At 63.5% G+C, this 18,581-nt stretch carries 20 protein-coding genes; 14 read left to right on the top strand and 6 right to left on the bottom strand.

From position 1 onward, the window contains the following. Positions 1-57: 57 nt before the first annotated feature. The 3 genes from B0G80_RS06155 (at position 58) to B0G80_RS06145 (ending at position 3,183) form a co-directional block, all read left to right on the top strand. Complete coding sequence (locus B0G80_RS06155; protein ID WP_116117389.1) at positions 58-834, top strand: inositol monophosphatase family protein; 777 nt, start codon at positions 58-60, stop codon at positions 832-834. 80 nt (positions 835-914) lie between these two features. Further along, positions 915-2,084 carry an ROK family transcriptional regulator gene (locus B0G80_RS06150; protein ID WP_258878831.1) on the top strand — a complete coding sequence of 390 codons (1,170 nt, stop codon included), beginning with the start codon at positions 915-917 and terminating at the stop codon, positions 2,082-2,084. Positions 2,085-2,268: 184 nt separating this feature from the next. Then, a complete protein-coding gene (locus tag B0G80_RS06145) occupies positions 2,269-3,183 on the top strand; it encodes an HTH-type transcriptional regulator ArgP (protein WP_116119539.1) in 915 nt (304 codons plus the stop codon). 259 nt (positions 3,184-3,442) lie between these two features. On the opposite strand, the gene B0G80_RS06140 is transcribed toward B0G80_RS06145, so the two are convergent. From B0G80_RS06140 to B0G80_RS06125, 4 genes are all read right to left on the bottom strand, one after another. After that, a complete protein-coding gene (locus B0G80_RS06140; RefSeq protein ID WP_116117388.1) occupies positions 3,443-4,681 on the bottom strand; it encodes a sodium:solute symporter in 1,239 nt (412 codons plus the stop codon). Beyond that, positions 4,668-5,621 (bottom strand): fatty acid desaturase, encoded by a 954-nt coding sequence (locus B0G80_RS06135; RefSeq protein ID WP_116117387.1) that lies wholly within the window; start codon positions 5,619-5,621, stop codon positions 4,668-4,670. Before B0G80_RS06135 ends, B0G80_RS06140 begins: the two co-directional genes overlap by 14 nt. A gap of 635 nt (positions 5,622-6,256) precedes the next feature. Beyond that, complete coding sequence (locus B0G80_RS06130; protein ID WP_258878830.1) at positions 6,257-6,514, bottom strand: hypothetical protein; 258 nt, start codon at positions 6,512-6,514, stop codon at positions 6,257-6,259. A gap of 91 nt (positions 6,515-6,605) precedes the next feature. Next, on the bottom strand, positions 6,606-7,043 hold the full coding sequence (locus B0G80_RS06125; protein ID WP_116117385.1) for a helix-turn-helix domain-containing protein: 438 nt from the start codon (positions 7,041-7,043) through the stop codon (positions 6,606-6,608). A 133-nt stretch (positions 7,044-7,176) separates the two neighbouring features. Here B0G80_RS06125 and B0G80_RS06120 point away from each other — a divergent pair, with 133 nt between their 5' ends. From B0G80_RS06120 to B0G80_RS06070, 11 genes are all read left to right on the top strand, one after another. After that, positions 7,177-7,437, top strand: a complete 261-nt coding sequence (locus B0G80_RS06120; RefSeq protein WP_116117384.1) for a helix-turn-helix domain-containing protein — start codon at positions 7,177-7,179, stop codon at positions 7,435-7,437. A gap of 66 nt (positions 7,438-7,503) precedes the next feature. Beyond that, positions 7,504-8,382 (top strand): ParA family protein, encoded by an 879-nt coding sequence (locus B0G80_RS06115; RefSeq protein WP_116117383.1) that lies wholly within the window; start codon positions 7,504-7,506, stop codon positions 8,380-8,382. After that, the gene (locus tag B0G80_RS06110) at positions 8,379-10,151 is read left to right on the top strand and encodes a ParB N-terminal domain-containing protein (protein ID WP_116117382.1); all 1,773 of its coding nucleotides are present in this window, start codon (positions 8,379-8,381) and stop codon (positions 10,149-10,151) included. Before B0G80_RS06115 ends, B0G80_RS06110 begins: the two co-directional genes overlap by 4 nt. Continuing rightward, a complete protein-coding gene (locus tag B0G80_RS06105; protein WP_116117381.1) occupies positions 10,151-10,801 on the top strand; it encodes a hypothetical protein in 651 nt (216 codons plus the stop codon). Before B0G80_RS06110 ends, B0G80_RS06105 begins: the two co-directional genes overlap by 1 nt. Beyond that, the gene (locus tag B0G80_RS06100; RefSeq protein WP_116117380.1) at positions 10,794-11,285 is read left to right on the top strand and encodes a hypothetical protein; all 492 of its coding nucleotides are present in this window, start codon (positions 10,794-10,796) and stop codon (positions 11,283-11,285) included. Before B0G80_RS06105 ends, B0G80_RS06100 begins: the two co-directional genes overlap by 8 nt. A 164-nt stretch (positions 11,286-11,449) precedes the next feature. Beyond that, positions 11,450-12,889 carry a hypothetical protein gene (locus tag B0G80_RS06095; RefSeq protein ID WP_258878829.1) on the top strand — a complete coding sequence of 480 codons (1,440 nt, stop codon included), beginning with the start codon at positions 11,450-11,452 and terminating at the stop codon, positions 12,887-12,889. A 170-nt stretch (positions 12,890-13,059) separates the two neighbouring features. Next, on the top strand, positions 13,060-14,133 hold the full coding sequence (locus tag B0G80_RS06090; protein ID WP_116117378.1) for a PFL_4669 family integrating conjugative element protein: 1,074 nt from the start codon (positions 13,060-13,062) through the stop codon (positions 14,131-14,133). A gap of 133 nt (positions 14,134-14,266) precedes the next feature. Then, positions 14,267-14,638 (top strand): hypothetical protein, encoded by a 372-nt coding sequence (locus B0G80_RS06085; protein ID WP_258878828.1) that lies wholly within the window; start codon positions 14,267-14,269, stop codon positions 14,636-14,638. Positions 14,639-14,769: 131 nt separating this feature from the next. Beyond that, a complete protein-coding gene (locus tag B0G80_RS06080; RefSeq protein WP_102630931.1) occupies positions 14,770-15,339 on the top strand; it encodes a single-stranded DNA-binding protein in 570 nt (189 codons plus the stop codon). 83 nt (positions 15,340-15,422) lie between these two features. Next, positions 15,423-15,689, top strand: coding sequence for a hypothetical protein (locus B0G80_RS06075; RefSeq protein WP_244201167.1), 267 nt, complete (start codon positions 15,423-15,425; stop codon positions 15,687-15,689). 249 nt (positions 15,690-15,938) lie between these two features. Continuing rightward, positions 15,939-16,241 carry an HU family DNA-binding protein gene (locus B0G80_RS06070; RefSeq protein ID WP_258878827.1) on the top strand — a complete coding sequence of 101 codons (303 nt, stop codon included), beginning with the start codon at positions 15,939-15,941 and terminating at the stop codon, positions 16,239-16,241. A gap of 54 nt (positions 16,242-16,295) precedes the next feature. Here B0G80_RS06070 and B0G80_RS06065 read toward each other — a convergent pair whose 3' ends face one another. Together B0G80_RS06065 and B0G80_RS06060 are read right to left on the bottom strand one after the other, a co-directional pair. Then, positions 16,296-17,525: a hypothetical protein gene (locus B0G80_RS06065; RefSeq protein ID WP_116117375.1), complete on the bottom strand. Its 1,230-nt coding sequence runs from the start codon at positions 17,523-17,525 to the stop codon at positions 16,296-16,298. Next, positions 17,526-18,398, bottom strand: coding sequence for a hypothetical protein (locus B0G80_RS06060; RefSeq protein ID WP_116117374.1), 873 nt, complete (start codon positions 18,396-18,398; stop codon positions 17,526-17,528). It lies immediately after the preceding gene. Between the last annotated feature and the right edge of the window lie 183 nt (positions 18,399-18,581).

Raw genomic sequence — 18,581 nt, 5'->3', positions numbered from 1 at the left:
CGCGAGCTTCTGATAGCCGTGCGTCGCAACGGCATCTTATCTATCTTATGGAATAGTGTGTTGAGCAATCTGGAGAGCCGTCTGCAGACGGCGATATCGATCATCGAAGAAGCGGGAACGACGGCGCTTGCGTTTTTCAAAGAACGCCAAGCGCTCGCCGCCAGCAGCAAGGGGCCGATGGATTTTGTCAGCGAGGCCGATATGTCCGTCGAGCAGTGGATCAGGGAACATATCGCCAGTGCATGGCCAGATGACGCTGTCGTGGGCGAGGAACTGGGTGGCGAGATGGCGTCGCAGTTCTGGATCGTCGATCCCATCGACGGGACGGCCAATTTCCTGCGCGGCTCTCCCCTATGGGGGATCGCGCTTGCGTTCGTGGCGGACGGCGAGCCGGAAGTCGGCGTCATTCATTACCCGGTGCTGCACATGACGCTTGCTGCGGCGACGGGGGAGGGCATGATCGTCAATGGTCAACCCTTTGCGCGCAGCGTGCCGTTCCCTGATATACGCGTCGCGGCGATCGGCACTAACGTGCACTGGGACACGGCCGAAACGGCGATGCTCGAAGCGGGAATGAAGCAGCATCAATGGGCTGTGACGGGCTACCGCTGCGCGACCATCGGTTTGGGGTTCGCGGCGCTAGGATATGTCGACGGCTACTTCGAGTGCCACACGAGTTTCTGGGATCTGGCTGCGGGTGCGGTGCTGTGCCGCGAGGCCGGTCTGCAGGTCGCGTTCGACGGCGAGCGCGTGCGTCACGGCATGCGGATCGCGGTCGGTACGTCGCCGCTGATGGACGCTGTGCGGCCCTTCTGGTCGGCGCTCGCGGCGTAGCCGATGCCACGATGACAGGGGTTCAGTAGCGGACCTGTCTGCTACCATTTTCGATTTCATGTATAGGCGGAGCGTGACATATGATCCAGGTTTCCCAGGAGTTGGTGTCTGCGGATCCTGAAACAGGCTCGACGCGACAGCGAGGCCGGATTGGTCCGCTGATTGCAAGTGAGCGGCTTATTCTCGACCTCGTTCGCCGCTCGGGTGCAATCACGCGTGCAGCGATTTCGGCCCAGACCGAACTGGCACAGCAGTCGGTGCATCGGCTCATCGAGCAACTGACTGAACGCGGTCTGCTACGGACCGGCGAGACGATCAGGAATGGGCGCGGCCAACCGAGCCCGCGCATCGAACTGGTTCGTGAAGCGGCGTACTCGCTCGGCGTCTCGATTAACACGGATTCCATGTCGGTGTGTCTCGCCGATCTCGGCTGCCACATTCTCGAAGAGGTGCAACTGCGCACGGCACCCACGAGCCGCAATGCGTCGCTCGCGGCGATCAATGATGTGATCGACCGAATGCTTATGCGCAACCATGTGTCGCGCGACCGGCTGATCGGCGTCGGATTCGCAATTACCGGCTATTTCGTCGCCGACGACCGGCAGGTGAATGCGCCCGAGCCGCTTCAGGACTGGTCGCTTGTCGACCTTGCGCCGATTCTTGAGCGCGCGTTCGGACTGCCTGTGTGGATCGACAACAACGCGACGACGGCCGCGATTGGCGAAAGCCTGCTCGGGGCGGGACGCTGGGCGAAGAGCTTCTTTTATCTATCGTTCAATTACGGCTTTGGAGGCGGCGTTGTCATCAACGGAAAGCCTTATTTTGGTGCGCACGGCAACGCGGGCGAAATGACGCTGTGCACACCCGAGGAAGCCGAAAACCGTCCTGCCTTGCGCTATCTGATCGACGAGTTGCGCGCCAACGGTATCGATATCGATTCTGTCGAGGACTTGAGGATGCGCTTTGATCCGGCCTGGCCCGGCGTCGAAGCATGGGTTACGCGCACCTTACCCGTGCTGGACAGAACGGTCAACGCCATTGCCGGCCTGTTCGACCCGGAGGCCATCGTGTTTGGCGGGCAGTTGCCCGCGGCGCTCGGCCGGATGCTGATTGACCGCGCGCGCTTCTGGGGTGCACATCGATACGGCGTTGGGCCGCCGAGGCCAAAGCTGGTGCTGTCAGAGGCGAACGGTGATGCGGCGGCAAACGGCGCTGCGCTAGTGCTGCTTAAAAACAGCTTCTTCGAATAGCCACGATCGGCGGAGACTGCTGTGGACTCGGCATTGGACGCGTGGAGTGAGCTCGCAGTGTTCCCGGCTGTGGATGACTCCGTGACCCTGTGTAAGCCGCGGACCTTACCAATGAAGCGACATTATGTACGTTGGCGCTGGTGCTGGGAACCGTTACCGAGGAGTGAGGGTGAAAGTGGGCGCGATGTTGAACATGATGGAGCTGGAGACGTTTGCTGCGGTGGTCGAACATCGCAGCTTCACGCAGGCGGCGGTCGCGCTGAATATCTCCTCCGCTGCAGTGACGCGCCGCGTGAAGCGGCTCGAACAGTCGATCGGGGCGTTGCTCCTGATCCGCGAACCGACGGTGATGCCGACGAAAGCGGGCGAAGACGTGTTTCGTCATTTCATGACGGTCCGGCTGCAGGAGGATGACCTGCTGCGGCGTGTCACGCCGGGGAGGGCGGCGACAACAGCGCTTGCCCTTGCCGTCAACGCCGATTCGCTTGCCACCTGGTTTGAGCCGGTCACGCGTGAGCTGGCGCAACACCATGTGGCGCTTGAGATCGTCGTGGACGATCAGGACCATACGCTGGAGGCGCTGGCGCGCGGCGACGTCAAGGGCTTCCTGTCCACGCAACCGGAACCGGTTGTCGACCGTTTCGTGGCGGAACCGGTCGGACAGATGCGCTATCAGTGTGTCGCCACACCCGGATTCGCCCGCGAACATTTCGCCGGTGGTCTGACCTTGCCGGGCGTGCTCGCGGCCACCGCCATCCTGTTTGACCGCAAGGACGCCCTGCACGATGTGTTTTTCGGGTTGCATTTCGGTGTGACGGTCGGCCGGTACCCCCGACACTATTTTCCTTCGCCGGCGGCCTTGCTCAATGCGATCCTGGACGAGCTCGGTTACGGGCTGGTCCCCGCCATGCAGGCCGGGCCGCTGATCAGTGGCGGCAGACTGGTGGCGCTCGCCCCCGGGCACGACCTGATGATCGATCTTTACTGGCATCACTGGGAGCAGGAGCCCGAGCCGCTCGCGACGATCAGTGAACTGGTCATGGCAGCGGCGCGGCGGAGCCTGGTGCAGCCGGTCCCGGGGGAAGCGCGCGCGAGTTGACGGAGCATTGCGACGCGCCGACGCGATGCTTGCCGTCGACTCTTTTTCACGGAGGCAGTACACAAGAACATGGTGGTCGCGGCGCCGCCTGCGACTCGCGTGATCCAGGCGGTGATCGCGTCACTGTGAAAGTTGCGATCACCGGCGACGTTGTGGGCCTCGCCGTGCTGGCTTGACGACCGTTTGATGGTGCCGGTTGGTCGCTACATGGCTAACGCGCAGGAGCACGATCGGGGCGCGTTCGGGTCGCCAGGCGATTCTATGACCGCGCGCGCCCGAGTAACGGCGCGAACTGCCATGCGACCGGCACACAGGTGGAGGCGAGCAGCCCCGCCGGAAGCGGGAGCCAGCCGGGCAGATTGCCGATACCGGTCCAGTTCATTGCCGAAACGAGCAGGGAAACGATGGCGCCAGACAGCAACATCGCTGATGCACAGCGCGGGGGGATCTGTCGACCACTCTCGTGGAAGAGGAACAGCAACCCGACGGCCGCAACATAGACCATGTTCAGTGAAACGATGGTCGACACAATCGCCTGACCATCCGTCGCGATTGCGCAGCCAATGGCGATGATCAGCAGGCGCGATGCGTAGCCGTAGCGACCGTCTCCGGCATGCAGCCCCTCAAGTGCCGATGACATCGCGCGCGCGATCGCGGTCCCTGATCCGAGAGCAGCAAGCAGGATGACGCCGATGCAAACAGATCCCATCGCCCGACCCGTTTGCAGCATGATCCACGGGATCGCGCTCGCGGTGTCCGTCAGGCCGGACAGCTTGCCGGCATGAAGCGCTGCGACGACTGTTGCGGCCGGGAGAAACCCGGTCACCATGAGGAAGAGGCTCGCAAGTACGCAGCCGAGCCACGCATCTCGTGGTCGGCGCGCTGAGACGACAAACTGTTGATAGTCCGATCCCGTGATGACCAGAAAGCCGACCGCTGCAATGGTGACCAGGGTGTCGGCTCTTGGCGCAGTGCGTATCTCCCCAATGAAGCACGGCCACGCATGGAGGTACACGGTCAGGCCGTGCGATGCGACAAGCGCATGCAGAAGCGCAAGGTTCATGGCCAGCAGGCAGCACGCGAAGAGCGTTGCGGCCAAGCCGAGTTCGATGGAGGACATGACCAGCAGCGCCGCGACGATCACCGCCAGTGCATGGGTTGCCGGCAGTCCCGTCGCGACAAGCACGGCGATACCGCCATGGATCTGGGCGGCCAGCACGCCGGACATCCAGACGAGCGAGAGGAGCGCGACGAGCTTGCGCACGACGGTACCATAGCGCTCGCCCAACACGTCCCAGATGAGTTCGCGTCCCCGCCAGAGCGTTGGTGCGGCCAGCGCGAGCGCGAGCATGCCCAGCGCGGTGACGATCGCATACAGGCTGCCCGCCATACCGGCATGGAGTGCGATTTCGCCGGAACCGAGCAGGAATGCCACACCGTAGCTTGCCGAGACAAGCAGCGCAGCCACGTGGACCGCCCCGAGATTACGCTGCAACATTTTCGCCTCCATGATCTTCCCATTCACGCACGAGTGCATCAGGGCCGCGAAAATACGCGTGGCAGACTCTGGCCGCGCCGGCGAAGGCAGGCAATGCCAGCAACTCGCGCTGTGCGTGTGCGAGGCGGTGATAGGGAATCGACGGCATCAGGTGATGCGTGAGGTGGTAGCCGTTTTTGTGCGGATGAATGATCCCCCGCCATAGGCAGCTGGAAGAAACGTCGCGCGTGTAGCTGAAGATCCCGCCTGGCTCCAGACCAAAGTGGTCGCACAGCTCACGAAACGTCGTGATCGCGTGAAAGACGGTGGCTCTCGCCAGCATCCATATGCCGAAGAAAAGGGCCGCCGCATGAACGCCGTATACAAGCGTCACGGCACCCAGTACGGCGGCCCACCATCCGGCCATGCCGAAGCGCTGCATCCAGCTGAGCCTCGACAGATGCAGGTGTCCGAACGTCGAGCTCAACCAGGCCGCCGGCGCGAGCAGAACCTTGAAAAACGGCTGCCACCAGCGGTCGCCGGGATTCGGACGAACGGCGATGTAGTCAGGATCGCGCGCCGGGTCGCCCAGCCACGCATGATGGCGGGCGTGGAGCTCACGATAGAGCGCAAGACTGTTGAAGAGCGCCGGTGCGATGAAGAGGTGCGCGAGAACATCATTGAGACGACATGAGCGGGCAAGATTGCGGTGCGCCGCATCGTGCAGCAGGTTGCCGAGCGCACGCTGCCGGTTACCCACCCATGCAACGATCGCGGGCGACGACCACCATCCAAGGCGATGCAGGATCAGCATGGCGGCGGTGATGCTCAGCCAGTCGAATACGAGATCGACGACGACATGGATTACGTCGGGCGATGTCACGGCACGGTGAATCATGTTCCAATCTGGAAACGCGGAGCGGATCAGGTCCTGGTCCTGGATCACGGCGCGACTAGTCATGGATACCTCGCATGGGTCACTTCGCAAGGAAGACAATCACGTCGCCCGCAGCGGATGCGAAGTGCGCGGCAGGCGGACGGGCGAAAACACAACTGAGTTTTGATCTTACGAAAGGAGCGGGCGGTCGATCGCGCGTTGCGCAAATATTCATGCAGTTGCGTTTTCGGCAGCAGCATGCGCGATGGGTCTCCGTCCTTGCCGGCTGTTTCCAGCGGCAAGGAAATGAACGGCGCGGGTGTGATCGGGCAGACACGTGTGCGTTACGTTTCCGGAGTATTGGGCGCGGGTTAATGCCTGGCAAAACTGCGTAACCTCACGCGATATGACGCAGTGAGCTTTGAAGGAGAACTGAACAGACAGGCGGTCGGGTGACGTTGTAGCGTCAATTTGCGTGCTGCGTCGTCACGTGCCTCGTATGGAATCCGCGGTGACGCGGTGCTTCCCGGTGACGATGGTCGTAGGCGGTGTTACTGGCAACCGCTGTAATGGTGTCAACAGGATTCCGTCGTGTGGACTTCGCGAATCAAGGCACCATCACGGGATGATGCCGTATCCCGCGCGGAGAATTGATCAAGGGGCCGCAGGATTTTCACGAATCAGCGTGCTGGCCGGAGCCAGGAACGGAACGTACGCGGCTATGATGGTCCGCCGTCATCGACCGGTTCCGTCGAGAGGCGGATCTGCAACCCGATGGGTACCTGCTGTGCAATGACGAGTTCGAGACGGATATGTATGTCGGGCGCCGACGGGATTTTTGCGGCGTGCTCGCCACGCGCAAGCAGGGCATCCTTCTCGATCTCGCTTGCCAGTTGATCGAGCTCCTTGCTGATTTCTTCCCGGCGTCCCATTCCATTCTCCCGACCGATGGCGATATCGCAGGCGTTTTCACGCATGCGCTAAAAGGCGTTACGTCGGAAGATTAATGTTCGCCCGATGTTGACGGGCGCCATTGCAGAATTGTTCCCGCTGCTGACCTGGGCGCAATCATCGTGTCAGGCGACTGATGCGTGAATCCTTCAGGATCTGCTCGGCACTCTCGCCCAGCAACTGGCACTGCTCGTAGAGCAGGCCAATGAGTCGCGCCTTTTTCTTCGCATCGAGTGGTGCCTCAAGACGCTGTTCGATCCGTTCGACGGAGACCAGCACGCCGTCGAGCGTCTTCTGGTCGAGCCGGTACCCCACATCCCGGTCGAGAATCATGTTGCCGTCGCCTGACATCAGCCAGACGGGATCGACTGAAAACCGCTCGTATAGCCCACGCAGCAGTTCGATCGGGATCGCACGGTCCCCGCGCTCGTAATTGGCATAGGCGCGCAGAGACAGCCCGAGCTGCCGGGCCATCTTGTCTTGCGACAGGCCGAGATGCTCGCGCACCTGCGCGACCCGCTGATGAGAGTCTTCGTGATCAGTGGTGCTTGACATGTCTGTCTGGCATTCCTAGAGTGATCCTGTGCCTTGATTATAGGTACATTCGAGTAATAGACAATCCTGGACGTACCCGAACGAAATGAGCTCTCGCTGGACGGGTGGTGCGTCGAGGTGCCGTGGAGGGAAAGTGACGAGCAGGCGCTTCTACACGCTGGAAGAGATCGCGCGCGAGCTGCATATCGCGCCGGCGACAGCACGCAACCGCCTGACGCTTGGGCTGCCGATGCCGCCGTCAATCCGTGTGGGGCGTCGTCGTCTGTTCCCCGCGGTCGAGTATGAAAAGTGGATCGCCTCGCAACTGACGCACTCCGGTGGAAACGAGGCCGCCGGAGACGCCACCGAGGACGGCAATCGCGATTCATACGGGCAGTCTCACGATCCGACGTAGCGACCATATTCTTTTTCACTAACTGAATTTTCACTCAAGCGATGACGCTGTACTGGATCTCCCACCGTGCCGGTAGTTATCTCCTTCGTCTCCACCAAAGGCGGCGTCGGTAAGACGACCGTCGCCGCCAATCTTGGCGGCCTGCTCGCAGCCTTCGGCCTGAAGGTTCTCGCGATCGATGCAGATGTCCAGCCGAGTCTAAGCAAGTTCTTTCCCGTCCATTACCGTTCATCGCAAGGTCTGACAGCAGTCGTGACTTCGGGCAGCAATCCGTCGGCCGACTGTATCAGTCGCACGATTTTCTCCAATCTCGATCTGGTCTATTCCGATACGCCCGATGCTGCACTGCAGGCGTGGCTCAATCGCCGTGAGGATCGCCTGATGATCCTACGCCGGGCAATGCGCAGTCCGCTCGTCAACCCTTATGACGTCGTGCTGATCGACACACAAGGCGCGGTCGGCGAACTGCAGAAGTCGGCGGCGATGGCGGCAGACGTGATGGTGTCGCCCGTCAAGCCGGATGCGCTGAGCGCCGGCGAGTTCACCACGGGCACGATCGCGATGCTCGACGAGCTGAACCGGCTGGCCGATTTCGGCGCATCGTTCCGTTCGGGCGACCTGTTTGCGCTGATCAACGCGCACGAGCGCACCACCAACGCGCGCGCGCTCGCGGCCGTGCTGCGTCAGCGGTTCATCGGACACGCGAAGGTCAGGGTGCTCGACACCGTGATCCCGTCAGCCGCCGCGTACGCGGCAGCGGCGAGCGCACGCGTCCCGGTACACGACTTCGACCGTCGCCGGCGGTTCGGGAATTCCGCGTGGAACGTCATGCACCGTCTCGCATGGGAGCTGTTTCCGTCGCTTGCGAACGTTTATGCCGGTGCGCCGCCATGTTCGACGGGCGACACCGGAACCGGCGGCGTCCGGCGGGGGGCGGTCGCATGAACGTGTCGGACAAGCCGCTCAGTGAGGCGCGCGAAGCGCTCGCTGCCCAGCGCCTGGATGTGCCCCCGCCGGGCGCTCAGACGCCCGAACCGCAGCTCACGTCGGTGATCCGGCTGAAGATCACGGATGTGATGGTCTATGAGCGCAATCCGCGGCGCGCGTCGCACGAGCGCATCGTCGAACTCAAGGAGTCGATCCGGGCGAACGGCATCGAGCAGATCGTGACGGTGACCCGCCGTCCAGGCGAGACGCGTTACGTGGTGGCGAAGGGCGGCAATTCGCGCGTGACAGCAGCGACGGCTCTTCTCGACGAAACCCGCGACGAACGCTTCCTTTACTACGACTTTATCTACGTGCCGTATCCCGGTGAGGCGAAGCTGCTGGCGGCGCACCTGCGCGAGAATGACCAGCGCGCCGACCTCTGCTTCTGGGACAAGGCGTATGGCTATCTTGCGCTCAAGGCCGATCTCGAAGCCGAACGTAGCGAGATACTGTCGTTACGTGAGTTCTCCCGGCTGCTTGAACAGGAAGGGGCACCGGTGAGCCATGTGCTGCTCTCGCTCTTCCAGTTCGCGCTCGACCGTCTCTCCGCCCTCGGACCCGCCACGGCGTATCTGAGCCGGCGCGCGCTTGTCGATGTGATCCAGCCGGGCATCGGCATGCTGCTGCGGCTCACGAGACGCCTCGGCTTCGACGATCAGTGGTTGCAGGAGCGGGTGATCGACCCGCAACTGACCGGCATCGCCGCCCGCTGCAATCCGGACAACCCGGATGCGGGCGGCACGCTGGCGCAGCCTGCGCCATTTGATGCTGCGCAGCTGGTCGACGGATTGAGACAACGGCTGGCAGGCGAGCTCGGCGTGCCGCGCGACGCCATGGACCGGATGTGTCATCTGCTGGAGCGCACACCGAACGCTGCCGGTGATGAGTTACGTGAAGTCGGTGGCATGCCGGGTGAGCGACGTGAATTTTCATCGATCGCATCCGATCTCGACGCGAATCGTGCAGCGGCCACACCGGATCCTTCAGCCTCGTCCGGACCAGATGCCGGCGAGCAGCCTCGCGCCACGCCGGCCGCGGATGGAACCGTGCCACGCCCGACCGGTGTCGGGCAACGGCGTGGCGAGTCAGTCGTGTCGACGGATGGTCCGCGACGTGCACCGGATAACCCATCCACGGTGGCGGCTGACGACGTTCACCGGGACAGCGCGCTGCATGCTGCGTCTTCTTCAAACCAGGGTGAGCTTTTCCGGGAAACGGTGCTGACTTTCGCACGAACCTGCGGTCTCGATGGCTGCGTACGCGATGCACCCGCATTGCCCTACGGATTCATGGTCGAGCCCCCGCCGCCGGACAGACCGCGCTTCTCGCCCGGTGTCGCGCCTGGGTTGTCGCCTGGCGTCGGCGCGCAGCGTGACGAGGAGATGCTCAACCGGTATCTCGGCTGGTGGTGGCTCGTGAGCCTGTCACGGCAAAACACCGCAACGGGTATCGCACGCGTTCCCTCCGGGAGTCTCTTCGCACAGATGGCCCGCGATGACGAGACGTGGAACCGCACCTGTGACGCGAGCGTCGGCGAGCCGTTGCTCGCCGACCGCATGGACGTGATGTTCGACGTGATGCTCAATCCGGATCACCCGATCGGTCAATGGTGGGACGAGGTCATTCGCGTGGCGCGCGCATTCCGGGCGGCGTACCCCGACCGCTTTGCACCGACGCGGTGGCCCGAACCCGGTGCGGACGAGCGGCTTCAGCGAGGAGGGGCGTGATGGGCAGCGTCTTCCTGCGGCTGGAGAGCGAAGCGCTCGAGCACTTCGTGCTACTCGAGCTGATTGCGTGTGCTTGCATGACAGATCGGTACGTCATCGCAGGACATGAGGATAACGAAGTTTCATGTGGAACAGTGTCGCCGCGTCAGACATCGCTGACAGATCGGCTACCGGGCGCGATCAGGCGTGTGCTTAGTGATGCCCGTTCGCCGCCGCTCGTGCGCGGTCTGCTGACCTCTGGTGCATTGCGTGTCTTTGTGGATGGCGGTGCGTTGCAGCGCCGCTGCGAACTGATCGAACGGCAGTGGCGCGATCAGGACCTGTTGCGCGCCTTTGTGGAGCGGCAGGCCAGTATTCCGATGATCCGAACGTTTTTCCGCACCGCCACGCGCGCAACGATTGCACGGCTGCGCACCGAACTCAATGTCGCCGCGCCGACCAAACCGCGCGCGCTGTCGCGCTCCGGAATGGATCTGCTGTTCGATGCGTGGGCCAGTCTGAAAGACATCGGCGACCTGCGCGAACGCTATCTGGTGCTGCATGAGCAATGCGACGGGCAATGGTCGCTCGCGACGCTTTTCGCGGCGCTCGACGCGGACACCGGAGACGTTGCCCCACCTTCTTCCCATCAGGAGTCTGACCATGTATGACATGCGACTTGATCCGCAGGGCAACCTGCTGCCCGGCAAGACCTGGGATGATTCACCCGGACTGCCGCCTGCCGAAGCCGAAATGGTGCTCTCGATGCTCGATGTGCCGATCGCGATAGACCGCTGTTTCGTCGAGATCTGTGGCGACCTCGCCGCGGCCGCCATGCTCACGGAACTGTCGACGGTTGAGAGCGAGACGGGACGTCACCATGACTGGCTTCAGGTCGCGGTCGACGAGTTCGCGCGCAGACTGGCGCTCACTGGGTCGCAGCAGCGCGCCGCGCGGCGACTGCTCCGGTCGAAAGGCCTGATCGCGCATCGTCGGCGCAAGACGCTGCTGGCGGATGAGTTCCGTATCCTCTGGCCGGCTGTGCTCGCGCTGCTTCAGCGCAACGCGGAGGAGCGCACCGCGCATATTGTCTGGCCCCCCGTACGTCCCGATCAACTGCAACAGATCAACCAGCCGGAGGAGGTCCACTCATGATGCCCGGTTGCCATCCCTATATCACCGAGTTCGAAACGATGTGGGCCCTGCTCAGGCCGTACCGTCCCATCGCTTTCGGAACGCGCATGGCCCGCATCACCGGACATCCGAAGCAGGCGCTGCTGCTCTCGCAGCTCGTGTACTGGACGCGACGCGGACGCGATGTGGAGGTCAACGGCGGCTGGGTCCACAAGACCCGCGAACACTGGCTGATCGAGACAGGCCTGTCGCGTGAAGAGCAGGAAAATGCACGGCGGCGCATGCGGGACCTGAACCTGCTGGCGGAATGGCGTGGTGGCCAGCCTGCGCGCATGCATTACCGGCTGGAGGTGGAAGCCATATCGGCCGCCGTTCGCGCGACCTGTTCAATGGCCGTGCAGCTCCCGGCATCGATCGAAGCGATGCGGGCGGACCCGTTCGCGGGTGACGCGTTGCTGGGGCCGACTGTCGCGTACCGACGCGTTTTTGTTGATCTCGTCGGCAACGTGAATGCCGCGCTGCTGCTCTCGCGCATGGTGCAGTTGCAGCGCCGCGAGGCCGACCGGCAATGTACCTGGTTCACGCACACGGCGGGAGAGTGGCAACGCACGCTGGGACTTAACCGGCGTCAGCTCGATAACGCGAGAGCGCGGCTTGTGCGCCAGGGGCTGATTCGCGAGTTCATGCGCCAGTGCACGGGCCGGCGTATTTTCACCCAGGTCAATGCGGGCGAACTGAAGCGCCAGCTTGAACGCCTGGTGTCGCGCGGCGATATGCGCGAGCGGCTCGCGACGCGCAAGCGCCTGCTCGCGCAGAGTCTGCATGAAGAAGACGCGCGAGCGGCCGCAGCGACGCTACCGGCTGTTACCCCGGGTAACACCCGGCCTTCCGCCATTGAAGTTCATGCGCCACACGTGCGTGCCTGGGCGGTGGAGCGCCCGAAGTCGCCAACCGGAAGTCTCCGGCTGTATGTGGATCCGCCTGCAGTGCCGCTGCAGTTGGCGGGTTTGATCCATTACCGATGGCGGGAAACGGGCATTCCAGACGCGCGCGTATACGGAAGGATTACATACAGGACTACAACGACCGCTGGCCCAGCGATCTCGACCGGCAACAGGGCAAACGCGGTTGTGGTGGGAATCGATCCTCGCGCCGATTCTGCTTCGCCGATCTTGCCATTGCCTGCGGCAGACGACACCAGCGTGCTCGTTTGGCCCACCATGCTGCCGGTCGACGATCGCGCACTCATCGCCTCGCACCTCGCACGGGTTCCTGCGACCGACCGCCAGATGTTGCTCGACGAGATGGCGGCAGGCCACCGGCGCCAGCCGGTGCAATTGCCCGTGGCGTACATCGCAGGGCTCGTGCGCCGCTACATCGGCGGCGAGTTCGTCCCCACCAGGGCGCACCTCGAGCGCGCGGCACGCAGGCGGGCGACCGGCGGGGAGGGCACGAACGCTGGGTCGGTGCTTCCAGGCGATGCGATGGAGCCGGGCGCGTCAACGCCTGAGACGGCCCGCCGGAATCTCGCGGCCATTCGCGATGCACTGCGCGAACGGATCGCACATCGGCCTGCGCGTCATTCGGCCTGCGGGGCGGCCAGTCAGGCGGACGCCCATGCGTGACCGGATCCATCGCGTTTGCGAAGCACATGCGCGTACCGGCCCGTGTTTTCCCACCGCGCGCGCTGTCACCGCAGTTAACACGCAACTGTGCGGGGCCGCCTGCTGTTACCCGGGGTAACAGCGCTGGCGTTTCCCTCACCGTTCAATGAATAGCTGTTTGGGAGTCTCTTATGGACACACCGTCCCCCTCTTCGTCTCACACCACTGATCCGTCTGTTGACGCCTTCGCGCACTCCACGTCGTCCCCGTTTGCCGACGGTTATGACGTTAATACTGAACGCGCCGTCCTTGCACACCTGATTGCCGACGGTGATCCCGACCCTGCCGATCCGCTGTTCGGCCGCTACCAAGTGCTTCTCGAACGCGAGGAAGCGCTGAATCGCATGCGCGAAACTCACACGCTGCGACAGGGCAGCGATCCACTGGTACGCCCCCACGAGGCCCAGGAGATCAGCCGCATTGGTCAGCTCGGTAGCGACGGTGCGGACCGCATGCGGCTGCACACGCGCGACGCGATGCGGCTGTTTCTTGGCCGGGCTGTTGCGCCAGGGGTGCCGGGACATGCGATGGCGGGCGGCCGCCGCGTGGCTGCGTCGCTGCGCGCGTTGTGGTCGCTGTCGGGCAACGACAATCCGTACGCGGACTGGAAGCTCATCGAGATCGCGGATCGCATCTCCGGCATCCGGCGCGCGAACGAGCTCGAGCAGCAGCATGCCCGTCAGTTGCTGGATGCCGCGCGTGAAAAAGGCCTCGAGTATTCGGTGCTGCAATCGCGCGAACCCGCTCAGGTGTCGCTCGGTTTTCGCTCACCGTACGGCTACATGATCGTGATGCTGCTCGTCGAGCTGGACTGGCTGGTGCGCCTCGTGCGTTCCGCGGTGTTGCGCGACCTGATGTCCTCGACAGAGGGCTTCCGGCGCATCGGCTCAGCCAGGCACCGGTGCCTGTCCGTGTTTCATTTCGCGGTGCACTGCCAGCGCGTGCTCACGCGCGCCGAACTGCTGCCGCTTTCGCGCATCGACTTCCTGCGGAATGCGGATGCTGCCGCACGCCAACGCGTTGAAGCGGCGCGCGCGCTGCTCGGTGTCTTGCCGCGGGACGTCTTTACAGGCGCGCGTGAGCCACGTCACAGCCGGCGGCGCGTGAGCCGCCTGTCGGATGCGGAACTGCGTCTGCTCGACAGTGTGCCGCTGTCCGGGAACGACGCGCTCGCGCAAGCTGCAACAGACACCCTGGTGCAATGATGCGAGGACTGCGGCAATGACTGACCGACTTTCGGATCTGGATCGACGTTCAAAGGCCTTTAAGGGTAAGGGAGCCGGCAGCCCTGAGCCAGCGATGGCGCTACCTGTATCACGGATCGCGGGCGATGCCGGGATGCGCGTGCTGCTGCGCTCGTACGAGCACTGGCTCGAGGACACTGTGACGGAAATGCAGACGCTGGCCCTGGAGAGCACGACCACCGGGCTCGACGTGTCGCTGCGCTGCGTGCGCATTGCACTGGCGAGCGGCGCGACGCGCCATCGTCTCGACTGGTTCGTCCGCGGTGAGCCGCATGCTATCGCCTGGCCGCGCGCGAAGCAATGTTTCAATCGCATTCCGGCGCCGCTGCGCGCGTACCTGCAGCAGTGCGACGCGCGCGCGAAGGAGCTCAACGCACTGGAGTCGGTTTTCCGCTATGCGGCGAGCCAGATCACGATGTACCTGGAACACGGCACCGTCAAGGTTCGAAGGATCGACGGCACCTGAGACAGGTGCGTGGTCCCGTCGCGTTGCGACCGGCGGAGTCATCAGGCTGACGCAGAGCAGCCATTCAAAAAAGCAGGCAATGGACAGCGCGTTCGTATCACAGGGGCAATCCTTGATGAACGGAGTCCGCAATGGGCATCTACGCAGAACTGGTCGGCAACGTGCTGGTGTCGCCGACGATGAAGCAGGTCAACACCGCCAGCGGTGCGCGGCGCATCGTCGAGCTGCGGGTTATGTCCGCCAGTTACCGGCGGCTTGAGGACGGCACGCTGGAACAGCGCGAAGGTCGGACCTTCCCCGTCGACGTGACGGTGTGGAACGAGCGCCTGACCGAGCGCGTGATGCAGCACATCCGCACGGGCGCGAGCGTCGTCGTGCGCGGCGACTTCTACGTGAGTGCGTGGATCAATCGCGAGAACGAGGCCGACGCGGGCGCCCATATCGACGCCGAATCCATTGCCCTGAACCTCGTACGCATCGATCAGGTGGTGTACCGCCCGCGCCAGATGCGCGGGTCCGATGTCCCGGTACAGGACGAAGGCGCCGGTGAGCCAGCCGGTCCAGCCGATGGCGAAGCGGAAGAGTCCACGTCGGGCGAGGAACCAGGAACGCCGCCGGATCACGCAGACTCCGATGCGGCTACTTCTGGCCAGCCTGCAGGCCGGCGTTCGCGTCGGGCGGCGCGAGCCACGGCCGAATAGCTTGCACCTTCGTCGATGTCATGCGCGCGCGCACCTTTCGCCGTGCATGACTTCTACGCTGGAATATGGCGGAGGACGCGGAAATGATCGACGTCAGTTCGCCGGCCATGCCGGACGTTGAGGAACTGCGGATGTTGCGGGCGCTGGTGTATGAGGGCGTAGCGCTCGCGCGCCACGGGCCGTACGTTGCGCGGTTTCACAAATGGATCGTCCAGGTCTCGCGCGAGGGCCGCTGCAGCGCGGGTTGCCTTGCGCCGGTCACGGTCGAGATCCGTCACCCCCATGGCGACTTACTCGAGCGCACCTGCCTGGTGGTTGACGACCGCGCCGACCGCGAGACAGGACGATGAGGGTGCTAGCGTCATCGCTGGATCGATGTCTTTGGCTCTGGAGATTGCCGCGTTGAGGCAGGTGGCAGTGACCGTCCATATGCGACGCTGTGGCTATTGGCTTACCATATCGAGTCCGTCGAATTGGCGAGAGAGGGCAAGAGAGGGCTTATGCGGTCGACTGTCTTCGGGGTAGGGCACGCGGATTGGTTTGCTTTGCGGCCGTCCGCGTAGCCGACCACGCCATATCGTGCCGTCTTAATTTTTGCATTGACAGAAGGAAAATCCATGAACAAGCAGGAACTGATTGATGCCGTCGCGTCAGCAACGGGCTCGAGCAAGGCCATCGCGGGCGACGCCCTTGATGCTTTTATCGGCGCGATCACGGAGGCGGTGGTCAAGGGTGACACCGTGCAACTAATCGGATTTGGCTCGTTCAGTCAGGGCAAGCGTGCGGCGCGCAAGGGCCGCAATCCGGCGACCGGTGAGGAGATCAGCATCGCTGCTGCGAAAACGGTGAAGTTCACCGCAGGCAAGGGGTTCAAAGACGCGGTCAACGGCGGCGGGCGGTAGGAGCGTTATCCCATACCGAGGTTACCTGGACGGCGGTTGCTTCGCCGGGTCCTGCTATCGGATATGCGGCGCGAGCACGTTGCCGACGAATGCGGAGGCTGCACCCGGCCCGAACTGTTCGAGAAGTCGCGCGTTGAGTGCATCGCGGGAAGTGCCGTTCACGCAGACCGCATCGGCGAGCGTCGCATAGGCATCGAGCACATCTGCCGCCGTGATCTCGTATCCGGCGTCGGCGTCGATCCAGCGCAGTGCGGCCATGCCGCAGGTGATCGCGAACGTCGGCTGCCGCTGCACGAACTCCGGTGCTGCCCGAATCAGGGTGCGCGGATCGGTCGGGCTGGTCTGGATGAGCGACGTCGCGAGATCGAAGAGCCCCGCGTCCTTCGCGGACGCAAACCATTTGCCTTCCGAGCCCGGCTCGCTTTCGATCAGGTCCTGCAGGATTGCTGCCTGCGATCGCCCGGGATACTTCCTCGCGATCGCACGGAAGGTCGCGAGATACGTCCCAGATCGGTTGGCCGCGATCGCATACCGCTGGTAGGCGTCGTCCATCATGCCGCAGGTGAGCAGGATCGTCTCGCAGGCGACGGCGATCGCGCTTTCCGGTGCATGGGCGTTACGCGACTGCTCGGCGTAACGCAGCGCCTCTTCGGGGCGGCCGAGTGCCACGAGCGCCTTTGCACCCCATTGCCGGTACCCCCACCATGTCATGCGCGCAGAGTTGACCAGTGCGAGCAGTTCGTCGAATCGGTGCGCGACGTAAAGCGCACTCATGCACGCGGTAGTGCCGACAAAAAATCCACCCTGGCCGTCGGGGCCGATTACATGCGCCGTGATGGGCAGCAGCCTGTCCGCCCATGCGGATGCCATACTCGGCGTCACAGCAAGCTCTCCCCACACATCGGCGAGGCGTTCGATATACGGCATCTGGTCTTCCTGCAACGCCTCAAAGAGACGTTCCAGCCATGCCTGTCTGATTGTGGAATCAACTTTTGCTGCGGCAATCAGGGGAGCCAGTGCATCGATGGTCCGATTGACTGCGGTGCCCATCGCGCCGGACGAACTGTCGACCTGTTCCAGTGCCGGAGACAGTTTTTCGAGCAGGAGCACCGCGCCTTCGGCGGCAAGGATGACATCGGAGCGCGCCACCTGCCGGATCTCGACGACCGCTTCCTTCAGCCGCTGGATCGGCAGCGCTGATTTCCAGCCGAAGGCGTTACGCCGGAAACGGGCGGCAAAGGTCCATCGATGTGAGCTCGTGTGTGACATCCCGGTTTTCAGCATTCAGCGCGTTTTCATGTAGTGCCGGTAGAGCGCATCATGCAGATCACGCAGATCGCGGCGGCTTTCGATCAATTCGTGGTGACGGCCCTCGCGTTCGAGCGCGAGCAGCCGAAGCACCAGTCTAGCCGCACGTTCGGGCTCGGTATCACGGCACGGTTGCGCCTGCTTCAGCAGTGGTGCGAGGCTGGTTTTCTGGATCAGTACCCAGGCGGGAAACCACGCGAGGTCGGCGACATCGCCGCTTCCTTCAAAGGACGCATCGAATGCCTTGCGCAGCGTATCCAGCAAACTGTTCTCAAGATGGCGGAGCAGGCCATCGAAACGGACGGGTGCAAGCCATGCGAGTTCGGCCAGAAGCGGCCAGGCGGCCTCAAGACCATCGAGCCGGTATCGGCATTCGGCCATCCACATCAGCGGTGCGGGAATGCGCCGCCACGATTCGATGTGCGTGACGGCGTCTTCGGCGGCTTTCCAGCCGCCCGCATCCAGGTAGAGCGCGGCGCCGTGTGCATTGGGCTGGGCCGCACGGAACGCCAGACCCGCGGCGCGTTGCGCGAGTTCGTTCCAGAACGGCGCAAGCCAGGCGATGGCGGCCCGTTCGCCCATCAGCTGGTTCGCCAAGGGCCGGATGTGGGTCAGTAGCGTCTCTCGCGCGTCAAGCGCGGCGTCATGGTTCGCGAAGGGTAGGCTGCAACGTGCTTGGAGGGCGGTCACGAGCGTGTCAAGCGCCACGAGCGCCGCATCGTCCGGATATTCATGCCCGAGGATCTGTAGCGCACGGCGGGCACCGGAGGCATCGTGGAGTTGCAATGCCGACAGGACATCGTTGCGCAGCATCACATCACGGCTGTCGTCAAAAATATCAAGTTGCATGGGTCGGACTCAAAAGAGCTGGTCGCCAGGACTCACAAGGTTATGCCACTTCACTACGCTTCTCAACGGGCGTCCGTCTTCAAGGATGGACTCGATAACGGCGCGTTGGCCGCTCGCCTCGGCAACCACGCGCACCATCCTGTTCCGGTAGCGCATCAGCGCACCGATCGACGGGCAAACGGG

Origin of the sequence: Paraburkholderia sp. BL6669N2 (assembly GCF_003387275.1) — a bacterium.
Lineage (GTDB): Bacteria > Pseudomonadota > Gammaproteobacteria > Burkholderiales > Burkholderiaceae > Paraburkholderia.
This window is presented reverse-complemented; position numbering and strand designations above follow the sequence as displayed.